The sequence below is a fragment of the Citrobacter sp. VF227 genome (assembly GCF_052950715.1).
The window spans coordinates 1-24,945 of the sequence record NZ_JBRFVF010000006.1; the positions used below are offsets into that span (position 1 = coordinate 1).

At 45.2% G+C, this 24,945-nt stretch carries 15 protein-coding genes and 6 pseudogenes; 4 read left to right on the forward strand and 17 right to left on the reverse strand.

Annotated features, from left to right (window positions below; all coding sequences use genetic code 11):
• Positions 1–653: 653 nt before the first annotated feature.
• Positions 654–833: pseudogene (locus ACU8YC_RS17770) on the forward strand (transposase); the annotation flags it as partial.
• A gap of 89 nt (positions 834–922) precedes the next feature.
• Here the strand turns inward: ACU8YC_RS17770 and ACU8YC_RS17775 are convergent.
• From ACU8YC_RS17775 to ACU8YC_RS17800, 6 genes and pseudogenes are all read right to left on the reverse strand, one after another.
• Positions 923–1,549 carry an inovirus Gp2 family protein gene (locus ACU8YC_RS17775; protein WP_446895601.1) on the reverse strand — a complete coding sequence of 209 codons (627 nt, stop codon included), beginning with the start codon at positions 1,547–1,549 and terminating at the stop codon, positions 923–925.
• Between the two features lie 316 nt (positions 1,550–1,865).
• Positions 1,866–3,278 carry a YfjI family protein gene (locus ACU8YC_RS17780; protein ID WP_446895602.1) on the reverse strand — a complete coding sequence of 471 codons (1,413 nt, stop codon included), beginning with the start codon at positions 3,276–3,278 and terminating at the stop codon, positions 1,866–1,868.
• A gap of 138 nt (positions 3,279–3,416) precedes the next feature.
• Entirely contained in the window at positions 3,417–3,647 is a 231-nt protein-coding gene (locus ACU8YC_RS17785) for a helix-turn-helix transcriptional regulator (protein WP_080950027.1), read from the reverse strand.
• A gap of 330 nt (positions 3,648–3,977) precedes the next feature.
• Positions 3,978–4,415 (reverse strand): hypothetical protein, encoded by a 438-nt coding sequence (locus ACU8YC_RS17790; RefSeq protein WP_446895603.1) that lies wholly within the window; start codon positions 4,413–4,415, stop codon positions 3,978–3,980.
• A gap of 124 nt (positions 4,416–4,539) precedes the next feature.
• Positions 4,540–5,571 (reverse strand): annotated as a pseudogene (locus tag ACU8YC_RS17795) (IS630 family transposase).
• Positions 5,572–5,847: 276 nt separating this feature from the next.
• Positions 5,848–6,402, reverse strand: a pseudogene (locus ACU8YC_RS17800) (Fic/DOC family protein).
• 205 nt (positions 6,403–6,607) lie between these two features.
• Here ACU8YC_RS17800 and yjjJ point away from each other — a divergent pair.
• Entirely contained in the window at positions 6,608–7,912 is a 1,305-nt protein-coding gene (gene yjjJ, locus ACU8YC_RS17805) for a type II toxin-antitoxin system HipA family toxin YjjJ (protein WP_446895604.1), read from the forward strand.
• Positions 7,913–8,224: 312 nt separating this feature from the next.
• On the opposite strand, the gene ACU8YC_RS17810 is transcribed toward yjjJ, so the two are convergent.
• Together ACU8YC_RS17810 and ACU8YC_RS17815 are read right to left on the reverse strand one after the other, a co-directional pair.
• Positions 8,225–9,541 carry a tyrosine-type recombinase/integrase gene (locus ACU8YC_RS17810; protein WP_446895605.1) on the reverse strand — a complete coding sequence of 439 codons (1,317 nt, stop codon included), beginning with the start codon at positions 9,539–9,541 and terminating at the stop codon, positions 8,225–8,227.
• A 359-nt stretch (positions 9,542–9,900) separates the two neighbouring features.
• A pseudogene (locus ACU8YC_RS17815) lies at positions 9,901–10,107 on the reverse strand (TA system toxin CbtA family protein); the annotation flags it as partial.
• 759 nt (positions 10,108–10,866) lie between these two features.
• Here ACU8YC_RS17815 and ACU8YC_RS17820 point away from each other — a divergent pair.
• The gene (locus tag ACU8YC_RS17820) at positions 10,867–12,318 is read left to right on the forward strand and encodes an amidohydrolase family protein (protein ID WP_446895606.1); all 1,452 of its coding nucleotides are present in this window, start codon (positions 10,867–10,869) and stop codon (positions 12,316–12,318) included.
• 334 nt (positions 12,319–12,652) lie between these two features.
• Here ACU8YC_RS17820 and ACU8YC_RS17825 read toward each other — a convergent pair whose 3' ends face one another.
• The 8 genes from ACU8YC_RS17825 to evgA form a co-directional block, all read right to left on the reverse strand.
• Positions 12,653–14,173: an EAL domain-containing protein gene (locus tag ACU8YC_RS17825; protein ID WP_446895607.1), complete on the reverse strand. Its 1,521-nt coding sequence runs from the start codon at positions 14,171–14,173 to the stop codon at positions 12,653–12,655.
• Positions 14,174–14,377: 204 nt separating this feature from the next.
• Positions 14,378–15,391 carry a fimbrial protein gene (locus tag ACU8YC_RS17830; RefSeq protein ID WP_210905408.1) on the reverse strand — a complete coding sequence of 338 codons (1,014 nt, stop codon included), beginning with the start codon at positions 15,389–15,391 and terminating at the stop codon, positions 14,378–14,380.
• Between the two features lie 17 nt (positions 15,392–15,408).
• A complete protein-coding gene (locus ACU8YC_RS17835) occupies positions 15,409–17,823 on the reverse strand; it encodes a fimbria/pilus outer membrane usher protein (protein ID WP_446895608.1) in 2,415 nt (804 codons plus the stop codon).
• 98 nt (positions 17,824–17,921) lie between these two features.
• Positions 17,922–18,599, reverse strand: a complete 678-nt coding sequence (locus ACU8YC_RS17840) for a fimbrial biogenesis chaperone (RefSeq protein ID WP_446895609.1) — start codon at positions 18,597–18,599, stop codon at positions 17,922–17,924.
• A gap of 45 nt (positions 18,600–18,644) precedes the next feature.
• A complete protein-coding gene (locus ACU8YC_RS17845; RefSeq protein WP_151217786.1) occupies positions 18,645–19,163 on the reverse strand; it encodes a fimbrial protein in 519 nt (172 codons plus the stop codon).
• A 104-nt stretch (positions 19,164–19,267) separates the two neighbouring features.
• The gene (locus ACU8YC_RS17850; protein WP_151217787.1) at positions 19,268–19,786 is read right to left on the reverse strand and encodes a response regulator transcription factor; all 519 of its coding nucleotides are present in this window, start codon (positions 19,784–19,786) and stop codon (positions 19,268–19,270) included.
• A gap of 457 nt (positions 19,787–20,243) precedes the next feature.
• A complete protein-coding gene (locus ACU8YC_RS17855) occupies positions 20,244–23,426 on the reverse strand; it encodes a response regulator (RefSeq protein WP_278238298.1) in 3,183 nt (1,060 codons plus the stop codon).
• 2 nt (positions 23,427–23,428) lie between these two features.
• Positions 23,429–24,058 (reverse strand): acid-sensing system DNA-binding response regulator EvgA, encoded by a 630-nt coding sequence (gene evgA, locus ACU8YC_RS17860; RefSeq protein ID WP_151217788.1) that lies wholly within the window; start codon positions 24,056–24,058, stop codon positions 23,429–23,431.
• Positions 24,059–24,447: 389 nt separating this feature from the next.
• Between evgA and ACU8YC_RS17865 the strand changes: the two are divergent.
• Positions 24,448–24,592 (forward strand): annotated as a pseudogene (locus tag ACU8YC_RS17865) (IS3 family transposase); the annotation flags it as partial.
• A gap of 2 nt (positions 24,593–24,594) precedes the next feature.
• On the opposite strand, the pseudogene ACU8YC_RS17870 reads toward ACU8YC_RS17865, so the two are convergent.
• Positions 24,595–24,925: pseudogene (locus tag ACU8YC_RS17870) on the reverse strand (phage tail sheath subtilisin-like domain-containing protein); the annotation flags it as partial.
• Positions 24,926–24,945: the final 20 nt, after the last annotated feature.

Sequence of the window (24,945 nt, forward strand, 5' to 3'; positions counted from 1 at the left end):
ACAAGATCTTGTTTTTAAATTAACAGGCGAATAAAACGGAGATTAATGATGGTTTAATATGAAAATATTAGCAGAACACCCAATTTATAACATTATTGTAATTCATTGCAAATTCATATTGTTAGACTACCCATTTTTCGGTATGTGAAAATGTCGAAAATGTCGTAAAAGCAAATAATTACATTGTGTTACAGCAAGCCCTCCGCCACCGAAGGCAAAAAATCTCACCCCGGACTTACAAAATGAAAGCTCTGAAATAACGAATTTAATGAAATGAAAGAATTATAAATTTTTTGATAAACATCAAAAAACAGTGAATATGGATAAAAAAACATAATTAACGAACAAAACAGAACATGTTAAGAACGGGTCTGGTCCCCGGTCTGAGTCCCCCTGATGCAGCAACCGGTGACCGGGCTTCACTGAAACAGCGACATCTGGCTGATATTTGCCGTTCGCCACTGCCACTGCCGAAACCCATCCTGTTCACGCAAAATCTTTGCCGGATCTTCAGAGCCTTTTGCTGGTCCACGACAACAGACTCCGCAGTCGCTACAAAAATTACAGCACCAACCTGGGTTGATTTACGGTGGAGAGGCAGGACGACAGCTGCAACGGCAGCAGATTTGCGGACCAGCGCGGCTCCCCTGCTTCGGCGCCAGGCGACCGGGATGAAAGCCGGTGCAGCTGCTGTATGTGAAGCAATTACCAGCCGATGGAGTAACGGTGTTGTCGAAGGGCATGTAAATCGCCTGAAAATGCTGAAGCGGCAGATGTATGGCCGGGCCGGGTACGAATTGCTGAGGCGGCGGGTGATAAGTCCTCTGGCATGAAAATTCCCCCCCCAATGTTGCGGAAGACCCACTTTCGCACCTTTGGTAACATAAAAAAGCCTTCTCACACAGAGAAGGCTCAAATCAAATCACAATTCGATTTGGCTACAGCCGAAGTTACGATCTCCTTCACCAAACACTTTGCTTTCAACTTTGGTCAGGTAGTCCAGCCGGGTTAGCAACGCCTGGTAGTTTTGCTGGAAGTCAGTACAATTGGTGTCCAGCACGTACCTACAGTTATCAGGAAAATGGACCAGACCAGGGTGATCGTCTTTCTCCAATCTCAAAGCGCTGTACCATGCCTCTGTAATCATCCCTCTCAGATTATCATCCTGAGCGTAATCCCCGAGGTGGTAGTAAGCGTCTTTGTTGAACAGCAGACAAATATGATAGTGGCATTTACCCGATTCGGAATACTCTTTAGCCCACATAATAAATAATGGACAACGGTAAATACGCTTACCTTCACGCTTCTTTCGGATGCGATCAGCATCCAGTTTAGCTTTAAGGGACTCACGCATTCGGGATATCACTCCTGGATCAAGATTAGGGAAACAGCAAATATTATCTCCGTTATCAACTATTTTAGGATAATGGAGATCGACACGTACCGCCATTAACCTGGGGTAACGGTTAGTCAAATAACATAATAATTTATTAATTTTTATTCTATATTCGAGGACATGTACTCCATGTGTACCTTGATATATTTTCATAATATATTCCTGTAGTTGGTCCTGCGATCTATAGCAGACCGTATAGGGATGCCATACAGGCAGGGCTATTCCTAGTCACTGTTGTAGGTATATATTGGTATCAGATCTTAGTACGTACATACTGATCTGATTACTACTCTTACTGGCTAATACAGGTAGTAATGGTATACAATGCCATTATAATACCTATCCAACATCTAAATTTGAGAAGAAGGTAACCCCAGCCTGCTATGACTGAATAAAAGTTACTCTGTAATTAGTTACAGTAATGGCTCTTTAATAAAGTGATTATTCCATCTTGACTTTTCTCTGTTCGTTATATAAAACCATCGACAGGTTGTATGAAAATGGTTTTCCCTCTTTTCTCTGCCCGTATTTTGTTTTGCGAATAAAGTGTACTGAGCAGTTCATTCACTTTACTCCGGTTCCTGAACCGGTTCGGACCATATTGCAGGATGGTTGTCTTCCTGATATACGGCACCACACACCTGTAGCAATAATCTTTTATCCACGAGTAAAGCTCGTCTGCTTCTGAACTTACCAGCAGTAACGTCTGGGGTTTAGAGAAAATTCTCACATACTCATCCACATACCAGGCGATTATATCTACTGCGGCTTCCACGGCAGTAAGGGATATATCTCCTTCATCGCCGTTAAAGTAATGCAGCAGTGCAGCGATCCTCGCCATATTCTCCGCCATTTTAGAAGCATAATCCTTAAAATCAGACAGGAGGCCAATCAGCCCCATTTCTGACTCGACTTTGTTATAAAATTCGAGCCAGCGTTTTTCTGCTTCGGGAGAGAAACGCATACACTGACGCTCATTTTCCTCATTTCTGGCAATGCTCTCGTTAACAATGTCTATAAGTCGTTGATGAAATACCGGCAGATACTCACTTGAGACAACCGGGCTGGTAATTTGCCTGTAGCCCTGTGTTGAACTAGGTTGACATATCAGACATCGGGCGAAGAATCCGATCCCTTTCGCAGCATCACCTTTTCGTTCCAAATACCCTTTTTTAAACACATCAGGCTGAATCATCAGCCCCAGCGTCATTCTGGCATCTTTGATTAATTTATCTGGCTCGCTTTTTCTTTCCACGGGAAACATTGCACCATCCCACATTTTATTGATGAAAGGCAGTTCATTTAGCGCGTAGCCGTTAAAAATGATGCCAGCTTCATCAGACATAAGCCCGATGGACCGCCAGTGTCCACAGAGAGAGTCTTTCATCGCCGCAGGTGTGGCATCGTTGTATATCTGCCTGAACCTGACCGGTGCTTTCGGGGACGCCGCCAGTAGCGCTTTCAGACGTTCGTTCGTTGCAGAGTGATCTTTATTACGACGAATATCTGATTTCAGTTTCGACATCAGGGCTTTCTTTTCAACATTAAAAGCCATCTCCTCATTCCGCCAGATAATCAGGTCTTGTGTATATTTTTCAAACCATTCTTCTTCCAGTTGATATAATGGTTTCATCAGCAGTTTGTCCACCGTGCTTTTGCGTTCTCCAGATTCCGCCAGTGTCAGTAAAAAAAGTGATACCGGGCTGCGAAGATTATTCAGTCGGCACACATCAATCCGGTTCTGGCAGGCTAGCGAAATAACCCCCAATACCGATGCAGCAATCAAAGCCTGGGGAGCCTGCGTATGCTGTTCCACTTCATAAACCGCATTTCTGATGATCTGCGGGAACACATGTACAGGGAAAGGACGACCACACAGCATAGATACCTCTTATTCAGTTAACATTTAAAATGATTCCCCTCACATCGCTATGTCGCTATTAATGGCAGAAATAGCAGGATGAACACGGGGCACTCAAAAAAAAACACAAAAAAAATAAATGTAAAAAACACATCGATACTAACGCTCATTGATCCAATAGAGCAGGTCACTTAGCAACCACCCACAGGATTTCAGACCAATGGACTTACGCGGTGGAAACTTACCAGACTGTTCTAACTTCCACGCTGTTGAGCGAGAAATAGAGGTAATATATTGCCGCTCTTTTTCTCGTACTAATCGATCGCAAGTTTCACCATAATCTCTTAAAACTTTGATACGTTGTTCATTAGTTAACTTAAAAGGCATCATTTGAGTTTCCTTGTTGATAGCGTGAAATTATCATGCTCGTACCAAAAAGCATGCGCAATATCCACGGTACTCATTAAGGCTTATGTTCAAAAAACAATAATTATCATACACTTAACAAACAACTTCTTTTCCCTTATTAAGGGATATCTCGCTATGACTGAGCAATGTGTACTCAGAAAGCCATATATTACAGAAGGGATATTTGGAGGATTTATGCTGGAGAAGAGTTGAATGATGATTACAAAAACGACTCTCCATAAATTTAAATCTTTTGTATTATCTGAGAATTACAAACGTATTAATAAGTAACTCTCATATTTAAAGAGGTTATTATTTAGCATCCATTTTTTTGAATTCTGTACACCAGGACTCAACAGTCCTTAACTCGAAGGTGTAGTCAATTTTATATAACACTACGAGGGCATCTAATTTTTTAAGTAAATCTTTTGCAACAAACTTATCCATCTGATAATGGGCTTTGCTGAGAAGATAAATTGCATTTACTGCTGGCGGTCTTATTTTTGTATTACCACGATTAACTTTTGATTTTTTTCCATCGCTTGATAATTCTTTTTTTAGTTGGTTATTTTCGGTTCTAAACATTTCAATATCTTTGATAAAATTTTCTTTATCAACAAGGAAATTTTCCTTATCTTTATGATGATTTTTTATCTCACCTAAAAGATTATTATTTTCCCTTCTTAAAGCATTATTTATTCTCAGTAGATTTTCAAAATTTTCTCTTGTAAAATCAGGCTTATCACACATTTTTTATCCTTATAAAATCAATAAATAGCTTGCTACCAAAATAAATTACGATACACATTGTGAAATTAACTGGACTAACCTATCCCTAAACACCTACAATCCTAAATAACTGATCCTAATACCGCTACACTTTAGCCAGCCCATGTTTGCCACCGGGGAATAGGCTGACGGTATCCATAAAGTGACGAACCTTTTTCATCAGTTGCCGCATTGAGCGACACTGGTGATTTCGGGTTATTGTCTCATGAAGCGCTTGCCACAACCGTTCGACATGATTGACCCACTGCGAGTAAACCGGCTGATAAATCCCCCTGAACTTCAGGTTTGCTTTCAGCCACCGCAACGTTTCGCGGCTTTTGTGGATGATGTAGTTATTAACAATGAGTGTGATCGTTTTTGCCCGCCGGTACGTCGCCTTCAGATGGTTTAAAAGGCTGATAAATAATGATGAACATTTACTATTTCCACCCACATAGCTCACTTTTCCCGTACCACTGTGCAGCGCACCGGCAAGAGAGTACTTTTCATTCTGGCCCGGTGTGACAATGCGCTTTTGCTGTCTGCGTAACTGCCAGTCAGCACCGATTTTGGGATTGAGGTGGATATCCACTTCATCTTCGTAAAACACCGGGTGTTCTGCGCTAAAACTGGCTAACGCCCCATTAATAGCTGCCATTTTATCTTCCTTATTCGGCTCCCGGATATGCAGTGTTGGTGCTGCCCTGCGCCATACCAGTCCGGCAGCAGGTAATCATCGCCGGATGGTTGAAGCATGTAGCGGACAACCGGTGACATCACGGATTTTTATCGCCAGCAGTTCGGTACTCCAGCGGGAACGCTGATAACCAAAATCGCCGGGAGAATGCTTAACAAGCTCACGTAGCAATGCGCAAATATGTTCGAACGGCCAGCGCCTCCCGCGTCCTGACGGTAATGACTTCAGGCCTTCAGCACCAGACAGCGTGAACCAGTTAATCCAGCGACCAACCGATGAGCGGGCACAGCAGAGCGTTCTGGCAACATAACTGACTGTGTCACCACGATACAGCATCAGCATGGCGGTGAGCCGCCGGGCGTGGTTTTTGTCCTTTGTTTTATGGATTGTTTTCTGCATCAGGCGTCGTTCTGTTCTGGATATTGGTGCTATGCTCGGCATTGCTCAGTCCGGCTGGTGATTTGGGATATTCAGCGATTAATCAGGTCGCATAAATCGGACTGAGTTCCCCGAAGTGGTCCACTATTCCGAGCAGTTATTTAGCAGCAGCTATAAGGAAATTTTTCATGAGAAAATATACATCATCTCAAGTGACCAAAGCAAAAATCTTCCGCGCCGTTGCCAGCTCGACCGCGATAGAAACCGGTGTTTCTGTACAAAAAATTGAGCAGCAACTCAAAAAAATCAGGCACAGGCGAAAGCCGTTGGCCTCGCCTGCTAGTCTGGTAAGATATCGCTCACCAGCTGCATCATAGGGCTGTAGTTCCCTGAGACACCTGCCTGTATTGCCTTGAAGTAAAATGCCTTGTGTTCATCCCACAGGCTGTAATCCAGTAAGCCCTTCCCCGCCAGAACCGACAACACATCGCAAAGCAATCTCGACAGACGCCCGTTACCTTCTCTGAATGGGTGGGTCAAAATAAACTCCACGTGGCATTCAGCCAGATAACTAACCAGCTACGGACGAGAAAGATCCTTTAACTCACCGGACCGAGCGAGAAACTGTTTCTCGAAACCATCAAGAAGAAGCGGAATCCTGTCGGCAGCTGCAAACTGAAAGCCGTCTTTAGTCAGGTTAGCGTTACGCAGCCTCCCTGCCCAGTCATACACATTCCCCAACCATTGGCGATGCCACGTGCTGATGAGATCAAAAGCTAGCACCTCAGGCGGCTGGCCCTCGATAAATAGCTGCTCATACAGCATCAGCAGCAAGCCAGACTCCAGCGCCTCCATTTCCTGCTCATCAATGATCCCCAGCTTATTGGCAAGCACTAGGTCGTTAGAGCCTGGCTGATACGACTCTGCTGCTGTAATTGATATAGCTGAATTTAACTATCCGGTTTGCACTAATAACATCACGACAAACTCCGACCAAGGTGTTAGGGCTATTCCCTCCGGGGTGACTAGTTGTAAATTAAGTGATAGGGTATGCATTCACTATCTATTCACAAATCTATTCAAAAAGAGATTCAACATTATGCCTACTCGCTCTGACAGGATACGTCGGTTGCTCAGCCAAGGCCCGATGCAAGCTCGGCAACTCATTGAGATAATGGGCATTAGCCAGCCAACGCTGTCCCGCGCATTGAGAGATATTGGCGATGACATTGTTCGAATAGGAGCTGGTCCATCTATTCAATACGCTCTACGTGATGTTTATCGCGGATTCAGGTCTGCCCCCATCTACCGCATCACTGATGAAGGACGCGTTAGCCCCCTTGGCGAGCTCATCCCGGTTCATCCTGAGGGATTTGTCATGGTGCAGACCAATAACGTAAGCCTCCATAGCGACGGACTACCGTGGTGGCTGTTTGACATGCGACCACAAGGGTATCTCGGGCGAGCCTACGCATCAACGTATGCGGCCGATCTCGGCTTGCCAGCGAATCCAGAGCAATGGGCTGACTCGGATGTCGTCAGGGCATTGCTTGCACATGGCCATGATGCTATCGGCAACCTGCTGATAGGGGAACAAGCACGAGAGCGTTTCCTTGAGATGCCTGAACCCACCCCAGTTGAGCGCGCCACAGCCTACCCCGCGTTGGCGTTGGCGGCTGGGGCCGGTGAAGCACCGGGATCATCTGCAGGAGGTGAACAGCCGAAATTTTGCACCTATACAGAGCGCGGTCACGTCTTAGTAAAATTCTCGGCCCCAGACGATAATCCGGTTAGCGAACGTTGGCGCGACCTTCTGTTGGCCGAGCACTTGGCGTTAAGGGTGCTTGGTGTGGAAACTGAGGTATATGATTTTGGTAGTCAGCGCTTCCTCGAGATTCCCCGATTCGACCGCGTTGGCCAACTGGGTCGTATTGGCGTCTTCTCGCTGAGGGCACTTGATGCAGAGTTTGTCGGAAATGCCAGAGCTCCCTGGCCTGTTCTGGTTAACAGCCTTGTTACGGAAGGGCATGTCCATCCGGATGCTGCAACAGGTACCGCCCGGCTTTGGGCATTTGGGATGCTAATTGGCAATACCGACATGCATCACGGGAACTTGTCGTTCATCAGCAGCCACGGTCGCCCGTATCACCTTGCACCGGCCTACGACATTCTGCCTATGGGGTTCGCTCCCAGAACGGGAGGCGCAATCGTGAACGAGCTTCGACCTGCATCACTACCCGAAGTAATTAGCCGGGATATCTGGCAGGAAGCGCTAGGCTTGGCTGAGGACTTCTTTGTTATAGCTAGCAGTTGCGAGCGTTTCTCCGCCAATTTCGTCCCATGCCTTGAGACATTACGCCATCATCTTGATGAGGCCAGATCACGTATCGCCCGTCTAGGATAAAAAGCTAGCTCAACTTTACTGATCCACTCATTTTCTAGCTCAATATAATCCAAAGGGTGCGGGTATATAAACAGTATAGCTACAGGTGATACGTAAACTTCGTCATCAGGAGGATCGCACATCTAAGCTGATGGACTTAGTGATGATGTGCCCGAACTTCACTTTAATGCACTGTTTGCTACTTTGTATTAGTTAACTAACGAGCAAATAGTGAAGTTCTACGTGTTCGTCCGCACATCTTGATTTCGCTATCTTTCATGTCGATGGCACTGGCACTAGAAGCCATATCGATGCTGAATTAAACCAAAACAATTACCTCCGACCAAAAAAGTTCACAACGTTGTTTTCCTGCTGTCGCTGATAGTTGTTGACCCGATCTTCCCAGATCTCAAGCGCCCTACGCTTTTCAGTCAGGTAATCATAACGGTCATAGTGTTTCGAGCTGACGTCATTCAAAGCATGATTCTGAATACGATCCCGGATCTCTTTGCTGATCCCCGCCTCCCCCATCAGAGTCTTACAGGTGCGACGTAAATCTCGCGCTGTGAAAACTTTAAACTCAGGATTAAAAGCCCGGAAATACATGATGGAACGCGCCAGGCTATCAGTGCGTACCGGTCGCTCTCCATTGGTCGAGAGTGGGAAGATATAGGGACTGTTGCTTTCCTTAGTCAGTTCTTTCACTGAGGCTAATTCCTGTAGCGCCGATTCAGTGAGGGGAATCAAGTGTTCACGCTTGTTTTTCGATACACCGGCTATGACCAGCAATGTCTTTTGCTGCCAGTCAATTGCACTCCATTGGCTGGCAATCATTTCAAATGGACGCTGCCCGCCAACATAAACGCAAAAGCGGATTAAATGCTGCATCAGCGGCCCAACATTAGTGGCCTCTGCGAACTGCTCCATGACAACACGCAGCTCTTCCAACGTTAACCATGTATCTCCTACCTTTTCCGCCGAAGACTGCTTCGGTATGGCCGATACCGGGTTAACCTCAAGGCCGAACGTAATACCCACACTGGTATTCATCGGATCGTTATCAGCTTTCAGACCGTAGTTAAATGCCGCCATCAGATAAGAACGAATTCGGTTCGCATGGACCACTGCATCACGCTGGATAATACCCGAGAGGATGGTTTTGATCTGCAGAGGCGTCACGTCCTTAGCTTTAGTATCACGAGGAATAACGGTGTAGCACTCTCGCTCCATGCGCTTCAATACATCAGCCCACGTCCTCTTGTTGTCGAGCTTCATCTTATTGACGTAACCATGCACCAGTTCTTCAAACGATCCTTGAGAACGATGGATCTGCATAATGTGCTGCTCGGCCAGGCGCTGTTGCTCAAGCTCTTGCTGGGGCTCTTTTCCTTCAACAAGCCAGGCACCATATTTTTTCGCTAGCTCATTGGCCGTCACCAGTTTCATCTCAGGCCAGATGCCCAACTGGATGAACTTCTCTTTCTTCCCTTTCTCAACGTAATAACGGAAATAAAAAACTTTGCTGCCTGAAGGCTGAACCTTAACGCCAAGCCTGCCAGTACCACGTTGAGCGCTGTTGCTCCACACGTAGTACGCCGTGCTTTTTGTCTTCAATCCACGTATAGCAGTCTCGGTAAGATTAGCGGCCATGAGTTTACCTTTCTAAGGATAAGCGTTACCTGACCCGATGCCCATTTCGGGTCAGGTAACGGGTCAGGTAAGGATAGTACAATGGGGAAATGAGAGAACCAATCAGAAACAAAAATAACTTCATAACAAATTGATTATAAACAATTAAAAATACAAATAGAGACAATCACGAACAATTAAAAACATGCCAATTTTATGACTCATAATCGCTTGGTCGCTGGTTCAAGTCCAGCAGGGGCCACCAAATATCAAGGACTTAGATAAGTGATTATCTAAGTCCTTTTTCTTTGGGTCGAATTTTGGTCAGGTAATGAATTAGCGTCCCTGCCGTCTTCATCTCTCTGCAACATCCCCAGATATTAATGTAAGCCATTAATTCCGGTCGCAATATTACAATGCAGCGTATCGCGACTTCGTCGCAGCAAGCCCGTTGCTTGTCGTGCCCACAGGATATCGACCGTGCGAAGATAAGGTGATTGCTCCTGCCAACCAGACCCTCTGTGAGCGAAACGAACCAGTTAGTACTTATCGGCCTGGGTAATCCCGGCATCAATATGTGAACTAACTCCGTCCCGCCAGGCGATTCTGGCCATTCGCCACGTCAACAAATGCATGCAGATTAGCGTTAACCTCTGTCACAACAGTATGATATACAAAAACGATGATCTCGTTTATTGCTCTCACCTGCGACAGGTGTACAGAAATACCCAACAACAGGGAACGTATTCTTTTCAACGATGCAGCAAAAAAGACCGACACATAAATATCATCATTTTCACTACTCCCATCAGACGGAACTTTACTGGATATAACCCCTGTCATAAATGGTAATATATTTCCACCATAGCGAAAAAAACATAATTATCAACAATAATATCTAATCTCAAAAATAACAATACAGATATCACAATCATCCACTGAAAAATGTATGGGCATACAAGAAATGTGTCTCCACCTTTAACAATCACCACAAAACCAGGAATAAAGATGCAATTAAAACGCCAGTAATAAAGCACTCATCGACATCTCGCTTTCTTAATACGACAATCATTCTCCCTCATAAGAATTGTCAATGTCATCTTTTAATAACATAGACGCAGCTCAAATAAATCGCATAAAAATTCCATTCAGAATATCCAGCCTGCCGATTAATTAGCAATTAAACCATTTTAATTGTAAAAGCATTATTTTTTTTAAATTTTAAAAGCAAATAAAACACCTTCGTTAGATTTTTATATTGTATTCAATTACACCTACTTGACTGTTTTTTTTAACACGAAGATTATAAAACCATATTCCCCTACCTTTACCGAGAGATTCAGTTCATGGCACTCAAACGCTTGCTTAAGACAGAGCCTATGCATTATGAAGCCTGTCTGTGTCACAGCCCGGCATTCATCCGAATAAATACCATCCTGACACGTGAGGCTCGCCAGGCCCCACCGGTTTCAGCGCAGACAGTTAAAGAAGCACTTTCTATAAACGATGGTTACCTTCATGATGCAGAACCCACCTCACCCGGAGTTGTCGCGTTTACGAACATACGCCTGTTTGATGGTATTTCTGATTCACTGCGTACCGGGCTTAATATCATCGTTGAAGGAAATAAAATCAAAGCGGTCGTCCCGGCAAGATTACCTCTCCCTCCAGGCATAGAAACCATCAACGGAAATAATGGCGTGTTAATGCCAGGCCTTATTGATGCACACTGGCACGCTATTATGGCTCGCCCTTCAATGATGACTGCCATGACGGCAGATTTTAACTATATCCAGGCCCTGGCTATCGCTGAAGCAAAAGCCACGCTGCTACGCGGGTTTACCACAGTGCGCGACATGGGCGGCCCGGTATTTGGACTCAAACGAGCAATTGACGAACAGATTGCAATTGGGCCCCGTATTTATCCTTCTGGGGCATTTATTAGCCAGAGTGGTGGGCATGGTGATTTTCGAATGTTGAGCGATATTCCTCGAGCACCAAATGAAGCATTAAGTTACAGCGAGCGCGTCGGGATTACTGCTATTGCTGATGGTCAGGATCAGGTCCTGCTACGTGCCAGAGAGCAGCTTATGCGCGGCGCCTCGCAGGTAAAATTAATGGCGGGTGGTGGGGTTGCATCACAGTACGATGGTATTGATGTGACTGAAGGGTCTGTCCCGGAAATAGCGGCTGCCGTTACCGCTGCAGAAAACTGGGGTACCTACGTAACCGTTCATGCTTATACGTCCCGGGCAGTCACAATGGCGATAAGTGGTGGAGTGAAATGTATTGAACACGGGCAAATGGTTGATGAAGATACGGTAAAACTGATGGCAGAGAAGCACATCTGGTGGTGTCTGCAACCCTTTCTTGATGATGAAGATGCGGTCACTATGGCGACGCCCTCGTCGCGAGCTAAACAACTGGTTATGTGTGCAGGTACCGACACAGCCTATCAACTGGCAAAGCAATATAAGATAAAAACCGCATGGGGAACTGATACTCTCTTTGATGCTCATCTGGCTACACGTCAGGGGGCGCAACTCGCCAAACTTACACGCTGGTATAAACCCGTTGAAATCCTGAAGATGGCCACCAGTACCAATGCCGAACTGTGCGCAATGTCGGGACCAAGAAATCCATACCCACACAAACTAGGTGTAATTGAAGAAGATGCTCTGGCGGACCTGATCCTTGTTGATGGTGACCCGCTGACCGATATTCAGCTAATTGCCAACCCAGGGGAGGCTTTCAGACTTATTATGAAGGATGGCGTTATTTACAAGAACACCTTGTAAAAAGGTACAAACTACAAAAGATGGCTCTTTTAGTGTTGTCGGCGTTCCCTTCAGGTTGTGTTTCTGTTTGTACGCCGACATTCTTTAATATTGCAACGCGAAATTTTTACGAATCATCTGAATGTGGTTGAGCATTAATTCAAAAAGCAAAGTGGTTTACTATTATCAATATAACTACCATGGTGAAGTGGCATTTCGACTCCAATATCATTTATTGTATCGTTAAGTTCACTTTCATCTATATTTTGATGAATACAGGATATATCATGAAAATGTACAGATAACAATTATAATATCGATTATTGCGAGCACGTATGTTCACACGGAATCTTATTTATTCAACAAAAGCGGTGGAACGCTGCAACCTCTCAAAGAAAACTGCAGCCTCAATAGGCCTCGAAAAGAAGTAACCTTGTAAAAAGCTGACCCCCATCGCGACCAATTTCTCACGCTGCGAGGCGCTTTCCACACCTTCCGCAATGGTCAGGCACCCCCTGTCTTTAGCAATAGCGATAATATTACGGACGATGGCTTCTTTGCCCTCGTCAGTTTCAATTTCTTGGGTAAAATGTTTATCGATTTTGATGTAGCGCGGACGAAGTTGCATCAACAGCTTATAATTGCAGTGGCCAGTACCAAAATCATCTGCTGAGAGTGTAACCCCCAGCATATCAAGTTGCTGACAAACCTCTCTGACAAACGCGGAATCCTCAACGGCGACTCTTTCGGTAATCTCCAACCCAATATGTAATGCCGTGTTCGCCGTTTTATCCCTGAACGACTGACAGGCATTTAACAAGCTATTGTCCCCAAAATCCGCAGCCGAGACGTTGAAAAATAGCGTCGTTAATGGAAGCGATTTCAAATCCAACAATTCAAAGCTTCGGATTACTGATTGGATGCCCAATTCGGTGATGCGGCTTACCAAACCATTTTTCTCAGCCAGAGGAATAAACCGATCCGGCGAAATATTGCCCCATTTCGGGTGCTGCCACCTCATCAAAATCTCACCTGCAACAATATTGCCGCTACGAGCCTCTACAATCGGTTGGATGAAAGGCTCTAGCTGGTTATTATCGATCGCTTCTCGTAACATAAAGAACATCGATTGACGATGAATAAGGTATTTTAAAAATAATATCGAGAGCCCCCCGGAAATTATAAAAATAAGTAAAATCCTGTCATGTTCACTCTGCCAGAAAGTTAGTAAACCAAGCGGTGCCAAAGGTAACGCACTGACACTATATTTAAATTGCGTCGAGGAATACGTGTCCTGTCCATCAGACAACTGATTTTTGAAAATATTCCCAGTGGCATCAAGCGAAATACCATCCACCGTCATGATGTAAGAATAACTCCCGTGATATTTTTTTAATTCATTTTGAATGTAATAATTATCTACGCCTACCATAACACTATTTTCTCCACGAGACACATGATAGACCAGCAGTGATTTAGAAGGATTGACGGAGCTATCGCTCATTAAAAATAATGATTTAGCGGGGAAGAAATGTGCATCTGATGTAAAACTCACACCGCCAAAAACTGAAGAACAATAAAGGTTTTTCCCCTGTAGTAAATTGATAGTTGTTACATCTGGCAGTGTAGCCACCAGCTTACGTATTTCAGTCTGTACTTTATTGCCACATTGACCATTAAGCAGGTCTGTCGCACGATGACCCGCAATGCTTGCATTGCCTATAATACTGTCCAGTTTACTAATAATAGCCTGGAGATAGTTCTGGGTCAGTTTTTTTTGATTTGTTATTAATTGGTGAAAAAGAAAACTTGTGCCTCCGGCACAGAGGAGAAAAAAAAGAGTTATACTAATAATAATGCTATTGCGGTAACGCATATGGCTCCAGATGATTTCATTCAAAATGGAAGTCGTAAATAAATTTATTTAATAAGTAATGAACAACATCCAGCTATCTGTAATTGTCATAGGACAATTAAATCTGTAGGCAAAGACGTAAGTAATAATAAGCCACTGCTTATCTTATGCGAATTTTCGACAGGGTTAGCATGAGGTACCAACTTTCCTCTGGCGTTAATATCGCTATTGATACGTCATGGTAAATGACAGCACGCCGTTAGCGGTGCCTGTAGTGATCGTATCCCCGGTCTGATAATAGCGCGCCTTGAGCGGCACGCTGAAACTGCCGCCAGTTGAGGAAGTTCCAACGGAGATATCGGAACCCAACGCCATCGGCAAATTGTTATAAAGCAGCTGAATCCCCACGCCAGTCGCTGCGTTATTGCCACCGGCAGTATTGATTACTCCTCTGCTAGCATCAAAAATACTCCCTTCCATTTTCACGCTAACTTTTGTTCCGGCATTGCAGGTCATCGGCAGGATGAACGATTGTGTGTAGGTATCGCCGGGCGTGGATCCTTTGCCGCTAAATGCCTTTTTATCTACCTCTTTCATATCAACAGGTATTGATGTCGTGGTTAAATTACAGGCAGGGGTAGTCACCGTGAACGCATTGATACTGACATTCGCTTGAGGTGATTGCCACAGCAACGCGTTATTCAGCAAAACCAGTGCACCTACCGTTCTTGCGGTTATCGTTCCGGACCCCGTTTCCGTTGCCGTTTTATAAAACGTTACTGTCACGGCGCCACTCAATGTCGGGTTGACCATTCCACTGGTGTTCTCACAGAGCTTAGCGGTATTGACATCGCCCCGAATAGTATTACTTCCGGTGACTGAGGCGCTGCCGCCAGCACATATTGTCGTGGAACCCGAGATGGAATAACCAATACCGTCGACATTGGTTTTATACACTCGCCGGCCGTTCACCATCGAATCAAATGTGCCGTTCGCCATGACGCCGAAAACCTGACTAGAGATCAAACCCTGATCCGAATTGAAACAACTAAACGAGTTGATCGTCGGTGTCACAAGCTGTGTCCCGATAACCGCACCTACGGGAAGATTGCGCGAAATCGTAATATTCTGTGGTGAGACAGTAGTTGACGGTGTTGTTGTTGTGCAATCCCAAGCAAGGACCGTACGAGAAAACATCCCCAGCGCAGCGCAAATCAGGATATTTAATATAAGTTTCATTTTTCTTTCACTCCGGTTCAATGACATAGCGCAGTAACGTTGTGCGTTTTGTCAGAGAGCTGTGTTATCTGATAAGTCGCACGGCAGCTTTCGCCAGCCCAGCGAACCTCAACGGTACCTTTTTCTGGTGCGCCGTTTAGCCAGACCCGTTTATGATCATCCACAATGCCGTTCGCCACGTTATTGCGATTTTTAATAATGGCCGTCGCCCCGAACGGGATTTCACTTCCAGTCAATTGCAGCAAAACTTTGTAACCCGTTACAGTAGGATAATCTGCCAGGGCCAAAGCACCTTTTGTTGGTACTACCGTTCGCGTATCATTGAGCACATCGGTATTGTTATTCAGCGTGGCGGTATCAAGCGACAGGCTGTTCTGTCGATATGGTGTAACGTACGGCACCACCGCAAAACCTTTACTGTCGGTGTAAATACCACTATTGTTTGCCACTTTCACTCCGGCAGCGTTATCTGCTTTCACCAGTGCCAGGGTCTCGCCAAGAGGCTGAGTCGCGGCGATGCCGTATGGATGAGCCACTAGCCCGCCCATCGCGCCAACGGAAAACTGGCGGTTATCACGGGAATAGCTGTAGCCCAGCTGATATTCCCCGTGGTTGCCTTTATAATTGGCGGAAGCGCTACCCATCGTGTCGGAACCTTTACTGTTATAGCCTTGCTGCACGTTCCAGCTCAGTTTGTTATCTTCCAGCGCAGTACCGGATAATCCCATCTGTGAAACGCTATCGCCTTTTTTATTGCCGTTAGCAGTAACGGTCATCCAGCTGTTTGGCAAAAAACGTGATAGTGGGATCTGCATCGTAAAAGCGATGATATGATCATTGTCGTTGCGCCATGGCCCCTTTGAGTAGCTGTAGTTCAGGCCGTAATTAATATTGTTAACGCTGGTGTTGTATCCCACGTTAACGCTACGCTCGCTATCGCCTCCCCAGTAATCCTGCTGCCAGGCTGAGAGATTCAGGTTGCCCCAGTCGCTAAGCCGTTGATTCAGTGTTATCTGGGCCTTACTGCGTTTATTTCGCTGATAGCGCCAATTGTCATCAAGCTGCATCTCATCGCTTGTAATACGAAACGGATTCACATCGCCGTTTGCTTCCTGAAAATCGCGAAAGCCCGATGAAGAATAACGATATCCGGTCAAATTCAAAGACGTTCCCGTCGTGGCGAAATCTTTGGCATACTGCGCGCGTAACGACACACCATTTTGTGTCTTTTCAGGTAGCTGCGAACGAGAAAATGTGGTGTCAAAAGAGAACGAACCAATATCCCCAAACCCCTTACCTATACCTAATGCGCCGGACCAGTAATCTTCAGAAACGATCATCCCGCCATACACCGTTGTATCCCAAGGCAAGCCATAGCCTAAGGTGCTTTGCAGGAATATCGGTTCCTTATCCTGGTAGCTTGCCGCGCGATATTTCCCCGCTGCCAGCGCATACTTGAATTGACCTTCGCGCTGCATCACCGGTACCGCAGAAAATGGCTGGATAAACTGATGCACTGAGCCGTCCGCTTCACGAATCGAGACGTCGAGGTCGCCGCTGGCGGCGGTGGGATAAAGATCGTCGATCATAAAAGGTCCCGGGGGAACATATGACTGCCAGATAATATTCCCGCCCTGACGTATGGTCACCTGAGCGTTGCTCTGCGCGATACCGCGAACCACAGGTGCAAAACCGCGGACGCTTTCCGGCAGCATAGAGTCATCTGAATAAAGCTGCACACCACGGAAATTCACGCTGTCGAAGACCCCTGCCTGGGTATAACCATCGCCAGCGCTAAATTGGCTTTTCAGCACCTTAATATCCCGCTCAAGCGAGGTGCTAATTGTGTTCCAGCGGCTTATTCCATTGCTGTTGTTATAAGTTGAATAATTTCGCAGCCGCCAGGGACCTGCATTGATACCGCTACGCAGATTTAAATAACTGTCGTTGTGCGATTCGGCATCGCCACGGTTATTCGCAGCTGAAAAGTTGTAATTTACAAACAGCATATTCAACCCGTCATCCCATTGCTCCGGCGATACGGAACCCTGAGGATCTCGCCGCAGATATTCCTGCGGAACCGAGATTTCAAGCCGCATGCCATCGAACTGAAAATGGATTAGACTCCCCGGCAGGAGCTCGCTGATATTGTTGATCGTCGCCAGTTCATCCATATCCATCCAGCCGGGCTGTGCGTTGGGTTTAACCCCCCAGCGCGAAAAATCCTCCCGTTTCAGAGTCGGTGATAAGGCACTTTCATTCCAGATGAATGAGATATCGCGTGTTTCCACATAGCTACCATTAAGATAAATTTCTACATGGTAGACTCCGGGAACCTGCCCGTTGGTTTTGCTAAAACGGGAGATATCAATGTCTCGTGGGATATTCCCGTGAGTTTCAATAAAGTCTGGTGAAAAATAATCCTCAGCCAACCCTGTTTGAACGCGTAAACATAAAAAAACAAGTAAAGATAACTTGGTTAATTTCGCAAAACCTGACACCACATTGACCTGAGACATGGATGATAAACCTAAAAATTAAATGTATGCTCAGCCGTGATGCCTCCGAAATCATTGATCGCACGCCATGATATTTCACCACCAGTTAACGCCGACTGAGATAGCGATAAGGTTTGAAATGGTAAAACCATTGGAGGTTTAGATAATTCTTTTCCATTCACTTTTACATCATAAAGCGACACACTATAAGGTGACGGATTATGCACATTCAGTTTCCCATCAGCGACTGAAAAAATTAGCTGTTGATATGCCAGTGAAGGATCTCCTTTTAGGCCCGCAGGGCGATAAAAAACCTTCATTTTGCTTTTTACTGCTATCAGCAACTCGTTTTTAGCATCCGCCGATGATGACGGTATTGATTTAATATTTAGCCAATATATGCTTTCCCGATCCTGAGGCACAGAATTACCAATTAACATGACGCGAACCGACTTCTGGGTATTGGGATTTAGTTTAAATAAAGGCGGCGTGGTAATAAATGGACTGTCACCATCGTCACTATTTTCATTGTTACTTACCCATGACTGAATTAGATATGGTGTATTGTCCGGGTTTCTCACGCTGATTGCTGATTGACTATCGCCACTATTATAAACAAGTCGCGTGCCACCTATTTCCACACCACTAATTGCCGCCGTAGAGATAAGTAATAAACTCACGGCGATTTTTTTAAATATTTCCTGTAACATGAAGAAATCCTGAGAGAATAACAAGGGCCACAAATGGCCCTACTTTTACTGGTAAGTCACGGTAAATGATGTCGAAGAGTTTGCGGTTCCAGCACCAACAACTCCCGTTGCCATATATTTAGCAAAGTAAGTCAGTGTGTTATTAACATCTTCCAACAGATTCACCCTTGCTGAGGGAGAACCAACCGGAATCAGCGTCGTACTGTCCTGCTCATAGATGGCTACCCCAACGTTAGTTGCAGTTTGCCCGTTGGTCAGCGCCAGAATGGAAGGATTAGCGGTGTTGGTCGTGCCATCAAAGCGAATGCTGGCGCTCGAAATACTGGCCGGGCAGGATTTCAGCACAATGTTAAAACGTTTCGCCGCTGCCGTAGTGCTATTACCTCCGGCAAAGGCTGCGGTTGAAATTGTGCCGAGCTCAACTGGTTGAGCGATAGATGTTGCATCAACCACGCATGCCGTACCCGTGATATTACCGGTAAAGTTAATTACCCCATCAGCAGCATTTGCAACCTGAGAAATGGATAGAGACACAAGAGCAGAAATCAGTGCAATCTTTTTCATATATAAATTCCATATGGTTAGTTAAATTGAAAAAATAAATGTGAAGCTTTAAAAATTAATGTTAACCTTACATTCATAAAACAACAGTTAATAAAATATACTAGTCACTCATATTCATGAGTATTCTGCGTATAGAGCTCAGTGCGCGCGATATTCTGATACAGCACAACACGATTACCTTGCTGTAGTTTAAAAATCAGACTGCGGCGATGTGCATAAAATGTTTTTCTTGTCATTCCTAGTCGCTGGCTAATCTCTTTAACATCCAGCCCTTTTTGCATACAATAGAGCACTTCTTCCTCACGCTGAGAAAGTGAGTATTTCATTCTGTAATTATATTGTGAACTCTTTACCAACAAACAGGAGAGAATTTCATTCAGCCGGCACTTTTTATCAATAAAAACAAAGTCTGACATATGCTTTAAAGCATAGTAGTCAAGAACGTTACTGATAAAAATAATAACTTTTTTCCCCGGAGTTATGTTCTTACGCACCTCTGATATGCATATTGTTTCAATGTCTATGATACAATAATTTTCATCAATTAACTCTGGAGTTAACAATTCACTCATGCCGACAATAAAAAAATAATCATCAGAAAAAATGGAACCTGACAAATCCATAAATTTACCTTCCAGGCATAATCCTCTTTATTATTTAGCGTCAGTAATCCCTCTCATGTTTCATTGTGAGATTTACAGAAATTATATGTTTATAGCAGCACAAAAGTAATGGATTTCGAGCTGGGAATAAAAAACGATCGTTTCTACTATTTTTTCACCTTTCAAAGATAATTAATCCATTAGAAACCATAGATTACAAATAAAAACACCAGTTAAAAATTAAGTTATAGCATTTAAAACTACCATGAAACATAGGCGCAACTTAATGATCTATAGTTGTTTGATAGCCAGAACTTGTAATAACCATCGAATTGGATTTTTCTTAGGGAATATTCTATTGTCACTTAACAAAAGATACTTCACCGGAACAGGGCTAATTTTACCTGGTTAACAGTGGAGCAACATTGGCGAGAGCTTATTATTCTGTCAGCAAGCGCCTACATACGTAGGAAAAGGGCTATTGTTGAAATTTTTCTATGGATTGTTCCAGATTATTGAGCGAGCTTTCGATTCGGTTCAAAGAGTCGAACAGTTCCGCCGCAGTAATAGCATCAGGCAATCGTTCTTCCAGCATTTGAGCAACAGTGATGACTTCATTAATGCCCAGCAATTGGGCAGTACCGTTAAGGCGATGAATATGATATTTCACCGATGGATAGTCCTCGTCAAATGCGGCTGTTCTGGCTGCTTCTAAATCGTGTCGATTTTCCCGTTGCGCATCATGCAGCGCAGCGAGCATAAGCACCCGATTGTTTTGTGCTAGTACCGCCAACCGCTTCTCATCGAACATTAATTCGTTCGTCTGGCTTACTCCGGCTAACAGACGAGTGAGCTGCGCGAGGGTAATTGGCTTAAATAGACAATCGGTCATTCCTGCCGCAATACAGCGTTCACGCTCATGCTGCTGCGCTGTAGCGGTCAGACCCCAGATAGGAAGATCACTATCAAATCGTCTCACCTCGCGAGTAAGTGCAATACCATCCATCACGGGCATGTTAAGGTCGGTAATCAATAAATCGTAACGATCCTGCTGAAGATAACGTAATGCCTCTTCGCCGTTTTCCGCTTCATCCGCAGCAATTTCCAGGGAGGCTAGCTGACGTTTTAACAGTAGACGACTGGAAGGGTGATCGTCGGCAATTAATACCCGCAGTGTCTTGCCAATAACAGGAGGTGGTGGTGACTCGGTTTCAACGACGTCAGTGAGTGCATCATACGAAATTTGTACTGGCAAATTCAGCGTCACTCTGGTCCCCTGATTAACTTCACTTTGCAAATCTATCGTGCCCCCCATCTGGTTCATCAATGCCTTTGCAATAGCCAATCCTAGCCCTGACCCGTGATGAATCTCCCCCATTTTCCCCTGACTGAACGGCATAAAAAGCGACTTTTGTTCTTCGCTACTGATACCGGGCCCCGTGTCATTCACGGAAATTACCAGCGCGTGATTCAGTCTCTTCGCTGAGACCTGAACTTCTCCATGACGTGTAAATTTCACCGCATTGCCGATAAGATTCATCAGCACCTGTTCCAACATCTGTGGATCTAGCTGCATGGCTTCTTTTGGCTCCAGATGCGAGTCATAGCCCAGTGCTATCCCTTTCTGCGCGGCAAGCGCGGTAAAAAGTAATACTTTTTCTTTGATCATCGCATCAACATGCACCCACTTCGGCATCACCTCCTGCAAACCGGATTCTATCTTCTCCAGATCGAGGATCTCGCCAATCAGTTTCAACAGCGATCGCGAAGCTGTAACTGCATGATCGATAGAAGTTTTATCTTCATGACTGAAGTTTGTCGTTGAGTTTTGTAACAGTTCCAGAAATCCCACAATGGCACTTACTGGGGTGCGAATCTCATGGCTCATATGAGAGAGGAAGGCTCGTTTCTCTTCATTAGCTTTCTGTGCTTTGGTCTTTTCCTTCTCCAGTAAACGCTGCGACTCTTTTCTTCTACGCACCTGCCGTGCCAGGTAGAGCACCCAGAGGAAGGTACTCACGACAAGAAGGGTCGCGAGAGTTGCTACCAGATAGAAGGGTCGGTTATACAACTCCCAGGTATCTATTTGGACGTCCGGCAGACGTATCCATTTACCGACAATCTGTAAAATTTCCTTCTGGGGGATATCATCCAAGGCCTTATCAAGGATCTGCCTTAATTCAGGTTCTGAGCGCGGTACAGCAAAACTGATTGCTGCCGGTTGCACCTCTGGCAACGGGAGCCATGTCAGCCGATCGGGATAATAATGTTCAGTGAGATAACGAGCGGTCAGCTGATTAGAAATCGCCGCGTCAACTTTTCCCGTTGCAACAAGATTTAATGCTACACTGGAGTTTTCTACTTCTTGCCAATAGATATCCGGATGACGGGCTTTCATCTGCATCAGTAACGGATGATCGATGCTTATCGCCACGTGCGCTCCTGCCTTTAGCGCTATCGCCTGGGCATCCTCTTTTCTGACAACGGTAACAAACTGGGTGGTAATAAAGGGATGAGTGAAAGAGAGGGTGTTTTGGAGGCTCAAATCAAAGGTGGCTGCCTGTACAATATGCCAGTTGCCCTTTTTCATCTCTGAAAGCATATCTTCACGCGAGTTTACGACAACCGTTTCGTACTGCAGGCCAGTTTGCAAACTAATCAGATTAAGAATATCCCCTACAATCCCCCGAACTTCCTGATTATTGTCGGCCATGGTGTAAGGCGCAAACCACGGATTAATAATTACCCGTAGCGTTTTGTTTGTTTTTAGCCACTGTTTTTCACGAGGCGTCAGATTGAGTGGTTGAAGTAAAAAAGAGAGGTTACCTTTGTCAATCATCGACTGCGCTATTTGTCCATGCTGATTTTCATCGATTGCATTGATGGTGCTATTAATGATGCTCAGTAAACGCTCTTGTCCCGGTAAGAATAAAAAATGGCTCATTTTTTGTGGTGAAGGCCAATATTTAACCGCGCTCAAAGCCAGGCTGAACTCTTGGGAAAGCCAAGTGCTAGTAGTTAGCGAATCACCCATAAACCATCGATTCTGCCCGGTAATAATGGAGTTCAGCGCCTCCTGATAGCTGGCGTAATTGGCTATTTCGGCATTCGGAAATACCTCATGAATGAAATCAGCGCCAGGATAGCCCTCAACAACCGCAATACGAGCACTCTGCGGACTATGCAAGGGACCCATAACGTTAGAGAGCGAAGTCACCAGCACGGGCCAGGAATGTACTAGTGTCTCCGAGAGCTGAATGCCCTCCTCAGCGAAAGGAAACGTATCAAGACCAGTCAATACCGTATCAATCTCGCCCGCACGTAGCGCGCGAATTGCATCAGCGCGATTTTTATAGCTCAGTACAGCGATACGGACATTTAGCGAATTATGGATTAGCGTCAGATAGTCAGCGTTCATTCCCCTGTAGCGCCCACTGAGCGTGGTTTGCACCAACGGAGCCTGCTCAGGTTGATAAACTCCAATGCGTAGCGCTCTTTTTTGCAACAGCCAGCGCTTGTTATCCTCACTCAAGTACACAGGCACCGGAGTAATGTAACTATATCCCGACAGCTCTAGCTCAGTGGGGGAGCCATCCTGAGCATAAGCAGCACATCCGCTGAAAACCCAGAGGAGCAGGAGAAGTACAAGACGCAGTTCCATCTTCAGGTCAGCTTATTCTGATGAGCAAAAGAGAGTAGTTCGACTAGTGATTTACAGCCTAATTTTTCCATTAATCTAGTTTTATAGGTACTTACCGTTTTGCTGCTTATATACATCGCTTCGCCAATCTGCGTATTATCAAGGCCGCTTAGCATATAGCTCATTACTTTCATCTCCTGCGCGGAGAGAGATTCAAGACGCTGATTATCCGTTAGTTCTACCGACGGTTCCTCCATGAAAAAGGGAAAGTAGATATAACCATTTTTCGCCGCATTAATCGCTGCGAGAATATTTTCCATATCTTGCTTTTTACTAATAAAAGCATTCGCGCCAGCCTGCGCGCAGCGTTTACTGTAATAGCGATCATTTTTTGCTGATACTACGATTAACACACCAGTAAAACATTGTGCCCTGAGTTTCTCCACCAGCTCAACGCCATTTATGCCAGGAATTTCGACATCCACAACGACGATATCGACAGCTGTTTTCGTCAACTCCTTTAGGGCTTCCGCTCCGTTCTCAAATTCTTTGATAATGGTAATGTGCTGTTTTTCCAACATGCCGCGTATGGCCATGCGAGCCAAGGGATGGTCATCCACAATAACGGCGGTAGGGGACCGAGACTCATTCATAGGCTACCTGAAAGCTGTAATTCGTGGAAGGAAACATACTCAGGATGATAACCTAACAATACTTCAGACTGATTTAAAAATTAAAAGTTTTTTTGTACCAGCTCACATTATAGTGATCAACTAAAACACGTTATTGTTCGAGCATTTTTCCCGTTTTGATTTCTGATTTATTTAGTTGTATCCGACCATTATCATCGTGCGACCTGAGTTTTACGATTTGCCAGAAGATAGTTCTTTATGGCAACCTTTAATCAGGTTTCTGTACCAGTTTAGAGGTATGAATAGCTTCGGATTTAACAAAGATCTTAGCGTCATTTCTGAGGACTTAAAGAGGGTTACCCAGCGGTAAGGGGTATCCCGAAGAGTGTAAAGTTGAAACAGCCAAACAGATTGTTTAGCGTGGCGATTCCGTTTTTAGCGTGAGCAAAACGTCTCAATATTGCCACACAGTCTGTACGCGAGGATAAAGGAGTACGGCCGGACTCATCCACCAATAAAGAACTGTCAGATGCTCAGGCCGAGATCCGCCGACTCTAGAAGAAGTTGAAGCCATCCTTGCTCACCAGTGTCGTGACCCCGACCAGGTAGATCAGGTCGGCATCAGTGCCGGATGCCTGCAAGTCCCGAAAGACTGAGACATTGATGCCGGTGACGCCCTGTACACCGACGTTAGATTGGTTTTGTGCCAACTGGCAGTCTGGTCGATGTAAGCACGCAGCCCTGGTGCAAACGCGGTAGCGTGGCCGTCGAAATAGCGTTCACAGTGGTATCCAATGAAAGTAAATCAGGCCAGATGACCATCTGCTCACACTGACTGAAATTCTCGCGATAAGCCATCGCTTCGGAAATGATCTTACAGCCCCATGCGGGGAATAAGGTTATATCAT